Below are 15,714 nucleotides of genomic sequence, written 5' to 3'. Positions count from 1 at the left end.
CAATTTACTAGTTGGTTTCCATTATACACGTTCTGACTTCGCTCCGAACTTTAAAGCGCTTCGTGATGACTACTCTGATTTCATTCCCTTACTCACAGAGAACTGGGCAGCCAATAGAACAGCTAAAACGATTGCCCCTACAATCCAAAACGCTGCACTGTTTTCTCCAATAAAAAACTGTTTATAAAATAACGCACCAAACGCACCTCCGAGTACTGGACCAACAATCGGAACCCAAGCATAACCCCAATCGGATTTTCCTTTTCCCGGTATCGGCAAGAAGAAATGTGCGATACGCGGTCCGAGATCACGTGCCGGATTGATGGCGTAGCCTGTTGTGCCACCGAGCGACATGCCGATCGCGATAATGAGCGCTCCGACGATGAGCGGATTCAACCCTTCTGTAAATTCATTGGCTCCGATCGACAGCAGACCGAGCAGTAAGACAAATGTTCCGATGATTTCGCTTGTCAGATTTGATAGCGGATGACGGATTGCCGGAATCGTTGCGAACACCGATAGTTTTGCATCCTGATCTTCCGTTTCTCTCCAATGCGGCAAGTACTGTAAATATACGATGACCGCGCCGACTATAGCACCGATCATTTGGGCTGCGATATACATCGGCACGTCCGCCCATGCAAAGTCTCCGATCGTAGCGAAACCGATCGTGACGGCAGGATTCAAATGAGCTCCGCTAGCACCACCGACTGCATATACCCCCATGGCTACCGCAAGTCCCCAACCAATTGTAATGACAATCCAGCCTGCGCCTTCCGACTTGGACTTTTTCATGAGAACTCCACCGACTACACCGCCGCCAAAAATGATCAGTATCATGGTTCCGATTAATTCCCCAACAAAAGGTGTCATCTCCCGTATCCTCCCCTATCTTCATGATACGTGATTGAAAACGCAAAAATACCCACAACTAACCCCTTGCGCGATGCAAGAAATTAATTGTGGGCTCCTGTACTCAACCACTTGTATGAACTTACCAATAAGTATATCGCCGGTTGAATTATCTGTCAACATTAATTTCCGGAATTGATATCTTTTGTAAACGACTCCCACAGCAAGTGATCGGAAGTAGTCACCGCCACCGCTCCTGCACCGAGCGCATCGTCAATATGCTGTTTTGTGCGGATCAAACCGCCATTGATGATCGGAATACCCGTATGTTCCTGTACTTCCTGGATTAATTCAGGAATCACACCGGGCAGCATCTCAATGAAATCTGGAGCAGTTTGCTTAATTAACGAGTAGCTTTTCTCAAGAGCGATCGTATCGAGCAAGAACATGCGCTGGATCGCAATAATGCCTTTTGCCTTCGCTTTTGCAATCATATTGGATCTGGTTGAAATGATACCGGCCGGACGAATATCATTGCATAGGAAGTCGGCAGCAAAATTATCTGTTTTCAAGCCTTGAATCAAATCTGCATGGATAATGAGTTTCTTGCTTCGTTTATCCGCTTCTTGTTTCAAGGTTTTCACATTGCTTATATGCACTTCCAGTAACACGATATATTCAAATGGACTGTCCAGCAGCCGTTCGAATTGCTTCATCGTCCGAGCCGCAGGTAAGATTTTCTGACCATGAAAAGGTATGACGATGATCACTCCTCCATCAAAGTTTTTCTTTACTATACCATGTTAGATGACTGTCGTTGCCTTTCTAACCTCTTCATCCAATTCTTGCTCATATTTCGACTTTTCCGCTTCTGTCCATCCTAAGATGGCAGCCATTTCATTCAATACATCGGACTTGCCGGCTGTCACGTTGGCCATATGGAAATAGAGATCTCCTGTACGACGGATGAAGAAGTCAGTCGGCTTTACCGCCATTTCTTGTTCAATAGCATAGCGCAGTTTGACGTATAGAATACGCGGCATATCCGTTACAGGTTCGTAAGGAATCGTGAATACTTTCTCCACATTTGAACCGTACAATGCAGCTAGGTGCCGGCCCTCGCGTTCCGTAAAGCCTAGTGCTTGTCCACGTTCTACGGATTGCTGAATGAATCGTTTGTAGTTGGATGACCCGCCGATATCTCCGCCTGAAATCGGGAAATGTTTCGTGATGCTGCGCGGGAATTTCCGGCCGGTTTCTTTCGAAAGCTGCTGGACTACTTTATTGATAACCGTCTCCGCCATCTTACGGTAGCCGGTCAATTTACCGCCAGCAATTGTGATGAGTCCTTTTTCCGATTCCCAAATCTCATCTTTTCTCGAAATTTCAGATGGATTCTTGCCGTCTTCGTGAATGAGCGGTCGGACGCCTGCCCAGCTGGACTCAACATCGTCTTCTGTCACTTGGACTTCCGGGAACATGAACTTGATGGAGTCGAGTATATACGTGCGATCCGCTTCCGTAATCTGCATTTCTTTAGGATCTCCTTCGTAAAAGGTATCCGTCGTGCCGACATACGCTTTCCCCTCGCGCGGAATTGCAAAAATCATACGCTTGTCTGGTGTATCGAAATAAATCGCTTGGTGCAGAGGGAAGACACTTTGGTCAAAAACAAGATGGATGCCTTTTGAAAGGATTAAATGTTTACCCGCAGAATAACCGTCCATATTTTTGACTTCATCCACCCAAGGACCTGCCGCGTTGATCACTTTCTTCGCTTGGATTGTGAACTGCTGATCCGCAATCGTATCGCGGACTTGCACACCCGAGATTTTATTCTGATCATTGTAGACAAATCCTTCAGCAGTAGCGTAATTAAGGATGAACGCTCCTTTTTCTGCCGCTGCTTTCATCACTTCAATCGTCAATCGCGCATCATCGGTCCGGTATTCTACATACATACCGCTGCCTTGAAGACCTTCTTTTTTTACAAGGGGAGCTTGTTTCAGCGTTTGTTCCACATTCAACATCGTCCGTCGTTCAGACTTTTTAACGCCTGCCAAGAAATCATATACTTGTAAGCCGATTGCAGTGGAGAAGCTTCCGAATGTGCCGCCTGTGTGAAATGGAAGCAACATGCGTTCAGGCGTTGTGACATGCGGACCATTCTCATAGACGATCGCCCGCTCTTTACCTAACTCTGCAACTTCTTTGATTTCAAATTGCTTCAAATAACGCAATCCTCCGTGGACAAGTTTCGTGGAGCGGCTGGATGTTCCGGAAGCGAAATCCTGCATCTCAACAAGTGCCGTCTTCAGTCCGCGTGTTACCGCATCGAGTGCAATGCCAGCTCCCGTAATGCCGCCGCCGATTATCACGACGTCAAAAAGCTCGGAATTCAATTGATCAACTAACGCAGTACGTTCCAATGAAGAAAATGTTGTCATTTGTCTCTCTCCCTTTTTTAATGAAGTATGAAAAAAAGAAACCTCAAAAGAATGACTGCTGAATGCAATCATTCTTTGAGGTCTCTCAGTAACTCAAACCAGAAGTATTAACTTACTTAGATTGTATCATAATTTGAGCTTATTACAAGTAATGGGATTGGCGGTCAGAGGTTAGTGGTGAGCCTAGGCATCCGCCTGTTGCTTAGGGGTTTCATTTTTCCATTTTTGGCGGGTCGCTTCTCCTCCGCGAAGGTGGCGGATCGATTTATGATAGGCAAGAATCTTTGCGACTTGTTCCGATAGGCCGGGATCGACATTCGGCAGTCGCTCGGTCAAATCTTTATGCACCGTACTCTTGGAATAGCCGGTCGCATTGGCTAACGCACGCACTGTCAAGTTCGTTTCAATCAGCATCCTCCCAAGACGTACGCAACGCCTTCTAATTTGCTCGTGCACGCCCTCTTCCTTTCTCTTTTCACTCCTTTATGGTGTTCTATTGTATGCAAACACTTACGAACATATGAAAAAGCCATTCCGGGGGGCTGGAATGGCTTAGTGGATTGTTTATTTAATTAGAACGCCAAGTAGTCGTGTGGGTTGACAGCCACGCCGTCTTTTTGAACTTCAAATTGCAAATGTACGCCTGCTTGTGGATTCCAATCGTTTTGTGTAGTCGTTGCGAGGACTTGTCCTTGTTGGATTTCTTCGCCTTCCTTCACAAGTACGCCTGTCAATGAACTATAGACCGTTGTCATACCGTCCGCATGTTTTAGTCTGATCTCACTGCCTTTGAATGAATCCGCGACGACAGCCTCTACTGTACCGCTCAGTGCCGCCACTACTTCAAACGGTTGTCCGTCCATCGAAAGAGATAGACCTTTGCTTGTGACATAAGATTGCTTGAATACGAGCAATGCCTTTTCACGCACCGACTCTTCTGCTGTAGGATCGTAAAATTCTTGTAAAATAGCGACTTGATCTAGTTGATCTTCATGGAATGGATACTTGAGTGTTTCGTTTGCTGCATTTGTTTCCACCGTGACATCGTCATTCGGCTGATCGAGCTTCGCCACATCCGACGTTACTGCTTCATCTTTCGTCGTCATTGCGGAGTAGCCCCATACCATGCCGATAAATAGGAGCGCTACGCCCGTATAAATGGCAGGCCAGAACCAGCCGTTTTTCATTTTTTTGTTTTCCTGAGAAGGGGCCTTTGGTTTTTCTTCTCGCATTGTCATCACCTCACTTGCATTCTTTGCAAGTTAAGAGGATTTTAAACATTCATCTTCAGGTAAATTTATTTTTTGTATCCGTGTGCCTGTATAATAGTGTGAAATGATTTTATCTGCCGTCCAGCCTTTTTGCGCGTACGCTTCAGCTCCGTATTGGCTCATCCCGACGCCATGTCCATATCCGAGCGTCGTAATATGCACAATTTGATTGTTGACATCATATGCAATATTGAAGTCTGTTGAGGCCAAATTCAATTTCTCCCGAACCTGTCGTCCGCTTGTCTCATAATTGCCCGTGATGATTTTTTGAACCCGTCCTGTTTGATTTCTCACTAATTGAAGTTCGCGGAATTCGTCCGCATCCCACTTCAATCCAAGTTTCCGATTCCATTCTGTTAAAGTCATTTGCAATTTACGTTCGACAGTCGGTGCTACTTTTTCTTCACCAGGGCTATCCACGCTTTGTAAATACTCCACTGGATTTCCACTGAAGTTTTGTGCGGCTTCGGTTTTACCATTAGATGTAGAGAAGAACATTGCTGAGATGATTTCTTCACCATGAACGATAATATCACCTCTTGTTGCTTCTGCTGCTTTCCTGATTTTTTTCTCGTTCTGTTTAAAGGCCTTCCCCCAGCGCTCTTTGCGTTCTGCTTCCGTCCGATACACTTGCGCGGAAACATCCTTCGCTATCGGTTTAGCCCCTTTATCCGTATTTCGCGCCGCATATGTACGTGCAGCGATCACTTGAGCTTTCAATGCCTCTTCATGGAAGTCAGCCGGCATTTCACCCGCAACGACACCAACCACGTACTCTTCTAAAGGAATTGGCTCGTCCACTCCAGTAACGGAAATCATGATGTCACACTTCTTCTCCTTTCGTTGGTCTGCCAGCTTCAGATCCGGCGCTTGTTTTGCTAGGATTGGAATAAAAAATAATGAAAGAATAATGAATAAAAGGAGTAGTTTTTTGTACATACTGCACTATATGCGGTTAGTGGAGCTCGTATGCTTATAGAGTGATCGTTGATTCGAAGGATAAAATTCTTAGACGCTCATAAATTTTTGTAGATGATCATAAATCTTTCGGGTGCGCTCATAAAATCTCCTGAGCGATCATATAGCTGCCAGACGCGCTCATAAGTCCAAGCTTTCCGCTCATAAACAAGCTATGCACGATCATACGACCTATCTGAGCGCTCAAAAAACCACGAACGATGAACGTCCGTGGTTTTCGATAGTTTATGCAAATTGTGTTTCCGTGATTTCTTGTTCAGATGAAACGCGTGTAATATCTGCTCCCAAGGCCTTCAGCTTTTTGTCGAAATCAACATAGCCGCGATCTAAATGGATAAGTTCAGTAACACGAGTGACCCCTTCTGCGACGAGGCCAGCTAGGATAAGTGATGCAGCGGCACGCAGATCAGTTGCAGCGACTTCAGCTCCCTGGATTTTAGAAGGTCCTGAAACGATCACTGAGCGTCCTTCAATTTTCACATCCGCATTCATGCGGCGGAATTCTTCCACATGCATGAAACGATTTTCAAACACAGTTTCAGTCAATACACCTGTACCTGTTGCAGTGAGCATCAACGCCATCATTTGTGATTGCATATCCGTAGGGAATCCAGGATGCGGCATCGTTTTCAAATCGACTGCCTTCAAAGGATGCTTCGCTGTAATGCGAACACCTTCATCCAATTCCGTGACGACTACACCCATTTCAGTTAATTTAGAGATCAATGCCGTGCTATGTTCTGGCACCGCGTTGTCAATGATGACATCGCCGCCTGTGATTGCAGCAGCCACCATGAATGTGCCGGCTTCAATGCGGTCAGGAATAATGTGGTGGATAGAAGCATAGAGTGTAGAGACGCCTTCGATACGGATATTGTCCGTACCCGCACCCACCACTTTACCACCCATTTCATTGATAAAGTTTGCCAAGTCGACGATTTCAGGTTCTTTTGCAGCATTTTCAATAATTGTAGTGCCTTCAGCCAAAGCTGCAGCTGTCATGATATTTTCCGTTGCGCCCACGCTCGGGAAATCCAAATAGATTTTTGCACCTTTCAAGCGGCCATCGACTTTTGCTTCCACATGCCCATGTCCAAATGAAATTTCAGCTCCCATTGCTTCGAAGCCTTTCAAATGCTGATCGATCGGTCTTGAGCCAATTGCACAGCCGCCTGGTAACGCGACACGTGCGAAGCCGTTACGTGCCAGCAAGGGTCCCATCACTAAAATGGATGCCCGCATTTTACGTACGAATTCAAATTGCGCTTCCTCTGCCAATTTTCCACGAGAGTCAATAATCACTTCGCCTTTTTCAGGATCGTGTGTAATTTTTGCATTTAAGCTTTTGAGTACTTCATTGATTGTCCGCACGTCCGAAAGATTCGGCACGTCACGAATCACGTTTACACCTTCAGATGCCAATAAAGCTGCTGCCAAGATCGGCAGTACCGCGTTCTTCGCACCTTCTACACGTACGTTCCCTTGTAAAGTCCGTCCGCCGTTAATAATAATTTTTTCCACCACTAGCCCCTCCGAGTCAAATTTATCCTTCTGCCCACAAGCTATAATTATCCATAAACATTTTTGTTATTAATATCCAGTACATACTTGTTCTTATCGAAAGTTTACACATAAAACACATTCTATTGTACCTTGTAAAACTTTAGTAGACAAGTAACTTCCGGCGCAATTTTCGGGTATTTCTTACGTAATGTAGTATATGTGGCAATTCGACACAATGTGTTTGTAATTAGCGAGGCCAAATTGGACATATTAATCGTAATACCCGAGTCATCCAGTACTTACACGTATTCCACGGAATTTTCTTTGGTGTATAGTTACGGCAAAGAATTGTATCCTAGCTATAAGTGAGATTTGGTGTCCGGGGATTTAAACCAAAGATGTGCTCACAACGCTTCGCTTATGCTCGCAAAAGCCGTTCTTCGTTACGGCTCTCGCTCTGGGTGGACGCTTTCCGCGGGGTGCGCGGTGAGACCCTAGACTGAGCGGAGCGAAGGAAGCGGCTCACCGCACGCCCCCCGGAAAGCGTCCGCCTGCAGCGTAGATCAACGATGTCCCACCCACTCGCTTTTTCATTGTACTCACCAGAACAACAAACTTTTTGGTTTTAACTTCTTTCAGCCGGAGTTCTGACTCCTGCTGAGAAGATGTTGACAAACTTCAGCTGAAGGAAATCAAAACCAGGTAGACCATCTTCCTGACCAATAGGATATGTCTAAAAAGAAATTTGATACGGTCGAACCAATTGCAATACTTAGCAAAATAAACAAAAGTTGTGTTTGGAAAACACGATTTTTACGAATAATTGCTTGGGTAAGAATTGCTTGTAACGCATAAAAACTAATCCCAATGAAAAAAATATGCGAAACGATCGCAAGCAGCGGATTACTGCCGAGTGTGCTCATCGTTCAAACTCCTTTCAAGAATTGTATAAACTTTGGTTCGGCACTGAACTCGTTACGCTCGGTTCACTGCAACTTTGGTTCGGTCCCAGCCGTGTTTCGTTCGGTTAAATGAACTTTTGGCTCGGTTCGCAAGGAGTTACGAACGTTCGAACGTTTTTTGGATCGTTGTGAAATAATTTTGTCAGTTGCCAATCCCAAACTATACATTCTAAAAAAATAGGCGGACAGAAATATTGTCTGTCCGCCTTCGTACTTCTATTTATACACGTTGCTCATACACTTGCATACGGTTGATGGCACGCTTCAAATCAAGTTCAGCTAGACGCAGATCAAGACTATCTGTTTTTGCTTTCAAGTCCGCTTCTGCTTTTTCGGCTGCTCTCTTTGCGCGTGCAATATCAATGGACTTAGCCATTTCAGCACTCTGCGCCAATACAGTAACCACTTCAGGACGGACCTCGATGAAACCTCCGTGGACTGCGACGGTTTCTGTCTTGCCGTCTGTTTTAAGGCGAAGTGCACCAATTTGAAGTGGTGCTACCATTGCGATGTGGCCGGGAAGAACCCCGATCTCACCAGCTTCGGTAACTGCAATCACCATGTTCGCATCCATTTCACAAACAGGGCCGTCGGGAGTGACGATATTCACTTTGATTTTACTCATTTTTTCCCCTCCTGGTCCCTATTCTTAGACTTCTACGCCCATGCCTTTTGCTTTTTCGATAACTTCTTCGATGCGTCCGACCAAACGGAATGCATCTTCCGGCAAGTGGTCATACTTACCTTCCAAAATTTCTCCGAAGCCTTTAATTGTTTCAGCAACTGGAACGTAAGAACCTTTTTGTCCTGTAAACTGTTCAGCTACGTGGAAGTTTTGAGACAAGAAGAACTGGATACGACGCGCGCGGTCAACAACCTGCTTGTCGTCTTCATCCAACTCATCCATACCTAGGATTGCAATGATGTCTTGCAATTCACGGTATCGCTGAAGCGTCGTCTGAACTTCACGTGCTACACGGTAGTGCTCTTCTCCAACAATCTCAGCACTCAATGCGCGAGAAGATGAAGCAAGCGGATCTACTGCTGGGTAGATACCCATCTCAGAAAGCTTACGCTCCAAGTTCGTTGTCGCATCCAAGTGAGCGAATGTTGTTGCCGGAGCTGGATCCGTATAGTCATCCGCTGGTACATAGATCGCTTGGATCGATGTAACGGAACCTTTATTTGTAGAAGTGATTCGTTCTTGTAACTGACCCATTTCTGTAGCCAATGTCGGCTGGTAACCAACCGCAGAAGGCATACGTCCAAGAAGGGCAGAAACTTCAGAACCTGCTTGTGTAAAGCGGAAAATGTTATCGATGAACAATAGAACGTCTTGTCCTTGCTCATCACGGAAGTGTTCAGCCATTGTCAAGCCCGAAAGTGCAACACGCATACGCGCACCAGGTGGCTCGTTCATTTGACCGAAGACCATTGCCGTTTTCTTGATAACGCCTGAGTCTGTCATTTCGAAGAATAAGTCATTACCTTCACGAGTACGTTCTCCAACACCTGCGAATACGGAAATACCACCGTGTTCTTGTGCGATGTTGTTGATCAATTCTTGGATTAGAACTGTTTTACCTACTCCCGCACCACCGAAGAGTCCGATTTTACCACCCTTGATGTATGGCGCAAGCAAGTCAACTACTTTAATTCCAGTTTCCAGAATCTCAACCTCTGTGGAAAGGTGTTCGAATGTAGGTGCAGAACGGTGAATTGGATCACGTTGTGCATCAGCTGGAACTGGCTCAGCTAGGTCGATTTCCTCGCCTAGTACGTTAAATACACGTCCGAGTGTAACGTCTCCGACTGGAACAGAAATAGGTGCGCCTGTATCTTCTACTGGAGTACCACGTTTCAGACCATCTGTCGAGGACATTGCAATCGTACGAACCGCGTCGTCACCAAGGTGTAGTGCCACCTCTAGAGTCAACACTTCGACCTCGCCGTTTCCGCGGTCGATATTTACCTTCAATGCGTTATAGATTGCAGGAAGCTGACCGTCTTCGAATTTAACGTCAACAACCGGACCCATAACCTGAAGAATATGTCCATTACTCATGCTTTTCCCTCCTGTCTTACTTTCCTTCAAATCTTTTATTCAAGTGCTGCTACGCCGGCTACGATTTCTGTGATTTCCTGAGTGATCGCTGCTTGACGTGCACGGTTAAATTGTAATGTTAACGAATCGATTAGTTCAGACGCATTGTCTGTCGCCGTCTTCATCGCTGTCATACTGGAAGCATGTTCGCTCGCTTTTCCATCCAGTACTGCTCCATAAATGAGGCTCTCCGTGTATTGCGGGAGAAGGGTTTCGAGTATCGCTTCAGCAGAAGGCTCGAACTCATAAGATGAAGTTGCAGATACGGATGAAATATCTGTGAGTGGAAGCAATTTACGTTCAGTTGCTTCGTTGGAGATGGCGGAGATGAAGTGGTTGTAGTATAAATACACTTCATCATAAACGCCTTCTGTGAACATGCCAACAGCCCGATTCGCGATATCTTTTACTTCTTCAAAACGAGGGTGATCCGAAAGCCCGATCAGACTTTCTTCAATCTTGAATCCAAGACGACTGAAGAATTCATAGCCTTTTCGACCAATCGCAATAATGACCACTTCGTCTTTTGACTTGTGGCGTTGTTCGATTGCGCGGGTTACGGCACGGAAAATGTGCGCGTTGTATCCACCTACGAGTCCACGGTCAGAAGTCACTACGATGTACGCAGTTTTCTTAACGGGACGTGCAGTTAAAAGAGGATGCCCGGAATCTTTCGTTACGGATGCAATGGCACCGACCACTTCTTCCACTTTGTCCATGTAGGGAACGAATTTCTTAGCGTTCATTTCAGCACGGTTCAGTTTGGAAGCAGAGACCATTTGCATCGCTTTCGTGATTTGACTCGTCTTTTTCGTTGAAGCAATACGGCTTTCTATTTCGCGTAAGGACGCCACTGGCTATTCACCACCTTTATTTTAAGATCCATCAAGAGAAAAATTACGCTTCAGAAGTCACAAAGTTTTTCTTGAATTCGTTGAACGCTGCGCTCATTACGTCGTCCGCTGGAAGATCTTTTGTTGTACGGATGTGATCGTAAACTTCCGTGTGGTTTGATTCTAACCAGCTAGTGATTTCACTTTCAAAACGCAGTACGTCTTTTACTGGAATATCGTCGAGGTAACCGCGTGTCAGTGCATATAGACTGATAACTTGGTATTCGACTTTCAATGGTTTGTTCAAGTCCTGCTTCAAGATTTCAACTGTACGCTGACCGCGGTCCAGTTTCGCTCTTGTAGACGGATCAAGATCCGAACCGAATTGTGAGAATGCTTCTAACTCACGGAATGCAGCAAGATCCAAACGAAGTGTACCGGCAACTTTCTTCATCGCTTTAATTTGCGCCGAACCACCAACTCGGGATACGGAAAGACCTGCGTTGATTGCAGGGCGTACGCCTGAGAAGAAGAGGTCGGATTGAAGGAAGATTTGTCCGTCCGTGATGGAAATTACGTTTGTTGGAATATAAGCAGAGATATCTCCTGCTTGAGTTTCAACGAATGGTAGTGCAGTGATTGAACCTGCTCCTAAAGAGTCGTTCAATTTCGCAGCACGCTCTAACAGGCGGCTGTGTAGGTAGAAGACATCCCCTGGATAAGCTTCACGACCTGGAGGACGACGAAGTAGCAAGGAAAGTTCACGGTAAGCTGCTGCTTGTTTAGATAGGTCATCATAAACAATCAGTACGTGCTTGCCTGCGAACATGAATTCTTCTGCCATTGAAATACCTGTATATGGTGCCAAATAAAGCATTGGCGCCGGGCTTGATGCAGATGCTGTTACAACGATTGTGTAGTCAAGAGCACCGTTTTTACGCAATGTTTCTACTACGCCACGAACAGTGGATTCTTTTTGTCCAATCGCTACATAAATACAGATCATGTCTTGGTCTGCTTGGTTTAGAATCGCATCGATCGCAACAGTTGTTTTACCTGTTTGACGGTCACCGATGATCAATTCACGCTGTCCACGGCCGATCGGAACAAGCGCATCGATCGCTTTGATTCCTGTTTGTAACGGTTCATGAACAGATTTACGCGCCATAACCCCTTGTGCAGGGCTTTCGATAGGGCGTGTTTTTGTTGTGTTGATAGGACCTAGTCCGTCAACTGGTTGTCCAAGTGAATTGACGACACGGCCGATCAATTCTTCTCCGACTGGTACTTCCATAATACGTCCTGTGCGACGTACTTCATCGCCTTCTTTAATGTCTGTGTATGGCCCGAGGATAACGATACCTACGTTGTTCGCTTCCAAGTTTTGTGCCAGACCCATTACGCCGGTAGAGAACTCAAGAAGCTCTCCCGCCATGACATTGTCGAGGCCATGAGCAAGTGCGATACCGTCACCTACACGGATTACAGTACCTACTTCACTTACTTCCATTTCAGACTGATAATTTTCGATCTGCTGTTTAATCAGACCGCTAATTTCCTCAGCTTTGATGCCCATGTATGTCACCCCTCTTAATTCAAATTAATTGATTAATTGACGTTCAAGACGCGCCAGCTTTGCGCTGATGCTGCTGTCATAAATTTGGTTGCCGATCTGAAGGCGGATGCCTCCGATTAGGCTTGGGTCAATCAAGTTTTCGATATGCAATGATTGCTTCCCGACCTTATGTGCAAAGGCAGTGGAAATCGCATTGCTCTCTTCAACCGTCAATTGACGTGTAGAGTATACTTTTGCTTCGGCGACACCGGATGCTTCATTTGCAATGTCCTGGTAATCTTCGATAACGTTCAGTACTTCTCCAATACGCCCCGCGTCGATTAGAACATATAGTGTGTTCAATACGAGCGGATTTGCTTCACTGAAAAATTGCCCAATTAATTGTTTCTTCTTTTGGATCGAGAATTTTGGAGAAATTAGCATCTCACTCAATTCCTTTTCCCCTTCAAAAATCTTCTTCAGCTCTTTTAAATCTGTTTGCACAGCAAGAGCTTGTTGTTTTTCCTGTGCAGCATCAAACAATGCAACGGCATAACGTTTTGCGATTACCGATTGGCTCATCGCCCTTCGCCTGCCTTCACAATCGTTTCTTCGATCAATGCGCGGTTATCGTCTTCGGAAATTTCTTTTCCAAGAACTTTAGACGCAGCCAAAATAGATAGAGATACGAATTCTTCGCGAACTGCAGCCACTGCTTTCTCTTTTTCTGTAGCGATTTCGAGAGTAGCAGCTTCTTTCATTCGGCTTACTTCAGCGCGTGCAGCCGTAATCAGCTCTTCACGTTGAGTATCACCTTGTTTCTTAGCGTTTTCGACGATAGATTGTGCATTGTCGCGTGCTTCTTTCAATAGAGCACGTTGCTCTTCAAGAAGCTTTGCAGATTCTTGACGGCTTTTTTCGGCTTGTTCGATCTCCGTAGCGATTAATTGCGCCCGTTGATCCATTATGCCCATTAACGGACCCCATGCGAACTTCTTGAGAAGTACCATGAGAATCGTGAAAAATACGACAGTGACGATGATGTCACCTAAATTGAGTCGCTGGTTCAAACTTGCTAAAAATCCTGCGTCAGCGTTTGCTGATAAGAGGACGAAGGTATCCAACACGATTGTTTCACTCCCTTCAAGAGCTCATGACTCTTTCGTTTCAGTCTTCTGCCTGATTGGCAAAATTATTCTATGTTCAGATGTTTCAACTATTTATCCACATAAAGCAATGGCGAAGACCTATACTACGTGCTTCGCCATATAATTCGAAAATTATTTGTTCATTACGATAAACGCGATAACTGTTGCGATGATTGGAAGTGCCTCAACCAATGCAACCCCGATGAACATTGTTGTTTGAAGAACGCCGCGTGCTTCTGGTTGACGAGCGATCCCTTCAACTGTCTTAGAAACGATCAAACCGTTACCGATACCTGCGCCAAGTGCACCTAGACCAACTGCTAGTGCTGCTGCCAATAAACCCATAGTGTATTTCCTCCTAATATTTGTATAGTTTTGGTTTCCCTAAATAGGGTATTTCTATGTTTAGTGGTCCGTGCTGACTTTGTGAGCCATATAGACCATCGTTAACATAACAAAGATAAATGCTTGGATCGCTCCGATGAACACGGAGAAACCTAGCCATGCAAGTGCCGGGATCACAGCTCCGACTAAACCGAAGACGCTTCCTGCACCGAGTGTCGCAAGAAGACCGATCAAGATCTCACCTGCAAAGATGTTACCGTAAAGACGAAGACCGAGTGTCAACGTATTTGCGAATTCCTCAATGATTTTCAGTGGTGCCAAGAAAGGAATCGGCTGGACGTATGTTTTAAGATACCCACCAAGTCCAAGCTGTCTGACGCCATAGAAATGCGTTAACGCAACAACTGTAGAAGCGAGGGTTAACGTGATAACTGGATCGGCTGTCGGAGATTTCCACCAAAGTTGATCGTCCCAGACGATTGCGAATGGCAATCCGAGCATATTCGCCACGAAGACAAACATGATTAAGGTGATCCCTAGTACGTGGAAGCGTCCTCCCGTTTTCCAGTCCATGTTATTTTTAATGATGCCTTTGACAAAGTCCATGACCCATTCCATGAAGTTTTGCATGCCCGTTGGTTTCATTTGAAGCCGCCGAGTGGATGCTACTGCAATCAAGAAAACGACCAGACACGTCACAAACAGCATCAATATATTCGAAGGGTTAAACCCAATTCCGAATAAAACAAACTGTGGATTTTCATGATTCACGTTTTTGTTCACCTCCCCTTGCTAGTAAAGTGTCAATGCTTCCCATGGAACAGCAGACGATCAGTGAACAGCAATACATAAGGTACCATTAACCCGATTACCGTGCTGATCAAATCAAACTCTTCCGGCAGAGAAAGTGCAATGGCTGCCGCCGCTACACCTGATGCAAAACGTAAGCCCATCCCTAATGACTTCGCACGCTTTTCTTCGGTAATGGCCCGATCAAATCGTTCCATCCGCCGCACCAAAATCCAAAAGTTGTACATTCCGAAAGATGAACCTAAGATGAGTCCCGCGAAGATTGTCCGGTAGTCCAAAAAGAACCAGCCGAGCCCAAACAATGCAAGCAAAAAAAAGAAGCTCTTCTTTTGCCGATTGAAAATTTCCTGCATACTTTGCATTGTCGGTGATTCTCCTATTTCGTATTTGGATTCCAAGTGGTTTTGGTGAAGTGCTCAGTAGTTTTTTCGACAAGTGTCGAACGTGATTAGACTTTGTCGTTTCCATCATTCTTTTACGACATAGATTCCTTGCATTGGAATCTGGAAATTGTAAGTGAAACGCCTTTTTGTTCACCAGGTAGCGTTGCTTTGCATAACGCAGTCAAAGAGGCTAGCAGGCGTTCATGGTGGAAAGACTAGAAAGCTCGAAAACATCATTTCTTTACCTAAGATATGTATGAGTTCCTTATCAATCTTACCCTTTGTTAGCATACAATAGGGGTTTTTTTATGTCAATTGATTCAAGATAAATTATTCACAAAGTGTTCGCATTGTCAAACATTCGACATATTTGTTTATAAAGTTTTTGTTGCTTTTTTTGCTTGGTTGAAAGAGGGTTGGTGACTTAGCTAGGCGGTCCGGGGATTTGCGCTCTGGGTGGACGCTTTCCGCGGGGCGCGCGGTGAGCCGCTTCCTTCGCTTCGCTCAGTCCAGGGTCTCACCT

17 protein-coding genes are annotated in these 15,714 nt (G+C 45.4%); all 17 read right to left on the bottom strand.

Translation table 11 applies throughout. The annotated features are described in order from the left end of the window. Positions 1 to 69: 69 nt before the first annotated feature. A complete protein-coding gene (locus tag B5D59_RS04525) occupies positions 70 to 873 on the bottom strand; it encodes an MIP/aquaporin family protein (protein WP_078817034.1) in 804 nt (267 codons plus the stop codon). A gap of 161 nt (positions 874 to 1,034) precedes the next feature. Next, complete coding sequence (locus tag B5D59_RS04520; protein ID WP_078817355.1) at positions 1,035 to 1,610, bottom strand: glycerol-3-phosphate responsive antiterminator; 576 nt, start codon at positions 1,608 to 1,610, stop codon at positions 1,035 to 1,037. 45 nt (positions 1,611 to 1,655) lie between these two features. Next, entirely contained in the window at positions 1,656 to 3,299 is a 1,644-nt protein-coding gene (locus B5D59_RS04515; RefSeq protein ID WP_078817354.1) for a glycerol-3-phosphate dehydrogenase/oxidase, read from the bottom strand. A gap of 183 nt (positions 3,300 to 3,482) precedes the next feature. Further along, positions 3,483 to 3,755 (bottom strand): sporulation transcriptional regulator SpoIIID, encoded by a 273-nt coding sequence (locus B5D59_RS04510; RefSeq protein ID WP_078817033.1) that lies wholly within the window; start codon positions 3,753 to 3,755, stop codon positions 3,483 to 3,485. Positions 3,756 to 3,871: 116 nt separating this feature from the next. Further along, positions 3,872 to 4,531: a M23 family metallopeptidase gene (locus B5D59_RS04505; RefSeq protein WP_245799451.1), complete on the bottom strand. Its 660-nt coding sequence runs from the start codon at positions 4,529 to 4,531 to the stop codon at positions 3,872 to 3,874. A gap of 30 nt (positions 4,532 to 4,561) precedes the next feature. Then, positions 4,562 to 5,509, bottom strand: a complete 948-nt coding sequence (gene spoIID, locus B5D59_RS04500; RefSeq protein ID WP_009766197.1) for a stage II sporulation protein D — start codon at positions 5,507 to 5,509, stop codon at positions 4,562 to 4,564. Between the two features lie 264 nt (positions 5,510 to 5,773). Beyond that, complete coding sequence (gene murA, locus B5D59_RS04495) at positions 5,774 to 7,069, bottom strand: UDP-N-acetylglucosamine 1-carboxyvinyltransferase (RefSeq protein WP_040758503.1); 1,296 nt, start codon at positions 7,067 to 7,069, stop codon at positions 5,774 to 5,776. Between the two features lie 674 nt (positions 7,070 to 7,743). After that, the gene (locus B5D59_RS04490; protein WP_009766199.1) at positions 7,744 to 7,974 is read right to left on the bottom strand and encodes a DUF1146 family protein; all 231 of its coding nucleotides are present in this window, start codon (positions 7,972 to 7,974) and stop codon (positions 7,744 to 7,746) included. A 259-nt stretch (positions 7,975 to 8,233) separates the two neighbouring features. Then, a complete protein-coding gene (locus B5D59_RS04485) occupies positions 8,234 to 8,638 on the bottom strand; it encodes a F0F1 ATP synthase subunit epsilon (RefSeq protein ID WP_009766200.1) in 405 nt (134 codons plus the stop codon). Between the two features lie 24 nt (positions 8,639 to 8,662). Then, on the bottom strand, positions 8,663 to 10,078 hold the full coding sequence (atpD, locus tag B5D59_RS04480) for a F0F1 ATP synthase subunit beta (RefSeq protein WP_009766201.1): 1,416 nt from the start codon (positions 10,076 to 10,078) through the stop codon (positions 8,663 to 8,665). Positions 10,079 to 10,113: 35 nt separating this feature from the next. Continuing rightward, a complete protein-coding gene (gene atpG / locus B5D59_RS04475; protein ID WP_009766202.1) occupies positions 10,114 to 10,971 on the bottom strand; it encodes an ATP synthase F1 subunit gamma in 858 nt (285 codons plus the stop codon). 43 nt (positions 10,972 to 11,014) lie between these two features. Continuing rightward, entirely contained in the window at positions 11,015 to 12,526 is a 1,512-nt protein-coding gene (gene atpA, locus B5D59_RS04470) for a F0F1 ATP synthase subunit alpha (RefSeq protein ID WP_009766203.1), read from the bottom strand. Between the two features lie 24 nt (positions 12,527 to 12,550). Beyond that, entirely contained in the window at positions 12,551 to 13,087 is a 537-nt protein-coding gene (locus B5D59_RS04465; RefSeq protein ID WP_078817032.1) for a F0F1 ATP synthase subunit delta, read from the bottom strand. Next, complete coding sequence (gene atpF / locus B5D59_RS04460) at positions 13,084 to 13,635, bottom strand: F0F1 ATP synthase subunit B (protein ID WP_139365944.1); 552 nt, start codon at positions 13,633 to 13,635, stop codon at positions 13,084 to 13,086. Before atpF ends, B5D59_RS04465 begins: the two co-directional genes overlap by 4 nt. 150 nt (positions 13,636 to 13,785) lie before the next feature. Continuing rightward, positions 13,786 to 13,998, bottom strand: a complete 213-nt coding sequence (gene atpE, locus B5D59_RS04455) for a F0F1 ATP synthase subunit C (protein WP_009766206.1) — start codon at positions 13,996 to 13,998, stop codon at positions 13,786 to 13,788. A 60-nt stretch (positions 13,999 to 14,058) separates the two neighbouring features. After that, complete coding sequence (atpB, locus tag B5D59_RS04450; protein WP_040758506.1) at positions 14,059 to 14,769, bottom strand: F0F1 ATP synthase subunit A; 711 nt, start codon at positions 14,767 to 14,769, stop codon at positions 14,059 to 14,061. Positions 14,770 to 14,801: 32 nt separating this feature from the next. After that, positions 14,802 to 15,170, bottom strand: coding sequence for an ATP synthase subunit I (locus tag B5D59_RS04445; protein ID WP_078817031.1), 369 nt, complete (start codon positions 15,168 to 15,170; stop codon positions 14,802 to 14,804). Between the last annotated feature and the right edge of the window lie 544 nt (positions 15,171 to 15,714).

The organism is Sporosarcina newyorkensis, assembly GCF_900167515.1.
Lineage (GTDB): Bacteria > Bacillota > Bacilli > Bacillales_A > Planococcaceae > Sporosarcina > Sporosarcina newyorkensis.
The sequence above is the reverse complement of the archived record's forward strand: the minus strand, read 5'-3'. Positions and strand labels throughout refer to the sequence as shown.

What these genes read in the sequence shown, in the direction of transcription:
- B5D59_RS04490 (WP_009766199.1), bottom strand. Translation starts at nt 7,974, where the DNA reads ATGAGCACACTCGGCAGTAATCCGCTGCTTGCGATCGTTTCGCATATT.
- spoIID (WP_009766197.1), bottom strand. Translation starts at nt 5,509, where the DNA reads ATGTACAAAAAACTACTCCTTTTATTCATTATTCTTTCATTATTTTTT.
- atpA (WP_009766203.1), bottom strand. Translation starts at nt 12,526, where the DNA reads ATGGGCATCAAAGCTGAGGAAATTAGCGGTCTGATTAAACAGCAGATC.
- B5D59_RS04445 (WP_078817031.1), bottom strand. Translation starts at nt 15,170, where the DNA reads ATGCAAAGTATGCAGGAAATTTTCAATCGGCAAAAGAAGAGCTTCTTT.
- B5D59_RS04505 (WP_245799451.1), bottom strand. Translation starts at nt 4,531, where the DNA reads ATGCGAGAAGAAAAACCAAAGGCCCCTTCTCAGGAAAACAAAAAAATG.
- atpD (WP_009766201.1), bottom strand. Translation starts at nt 10,078, where the DNA reads ATGAGTAATGGACATATTCTTCAGGTTATGGGTCCGGTTGTTGACGTT.
- atpE (WP_009766206.1), bottom strand. Translation starts at nt 13,998, where the DNA reads ATGGGTTTATTGGCAGCAGCACTAGCAGTTGGTCTAGGTGCACTTGGC.
- B5D59_RS04515 (WP_078817354.1), bottom strand. Translation starts at nt 3,299, where the DNA reads ATGACAACATTTTCTTCATTGGAACGTACTGCGTTAGTTGATCAATTG.
- B5D59_RS04465 (WP_078817032.1), bottom strand. Translation starts at nt 13,087, where the DNA reads ATGAGCCAATCGGTAATCGCAAAACGTTATGCCGTTGCATTGTTTGAT.
- B5D59_RS04485 (WP_009766200.1), bottom strand. Translation starts at nt 8,638, where the DNA reads ATGAGTAAAATCAAAGTGAATATCGTCACTCCCGACGGCCCTGTTTGT.
- B5D59_RS04525 (WP_078817034.1), bottom strand. Translation starts at nt 873, where the DNA reads ATGACACCTTTTGTTGGGGAATTAATCGGAACCATGATACTGATCATT.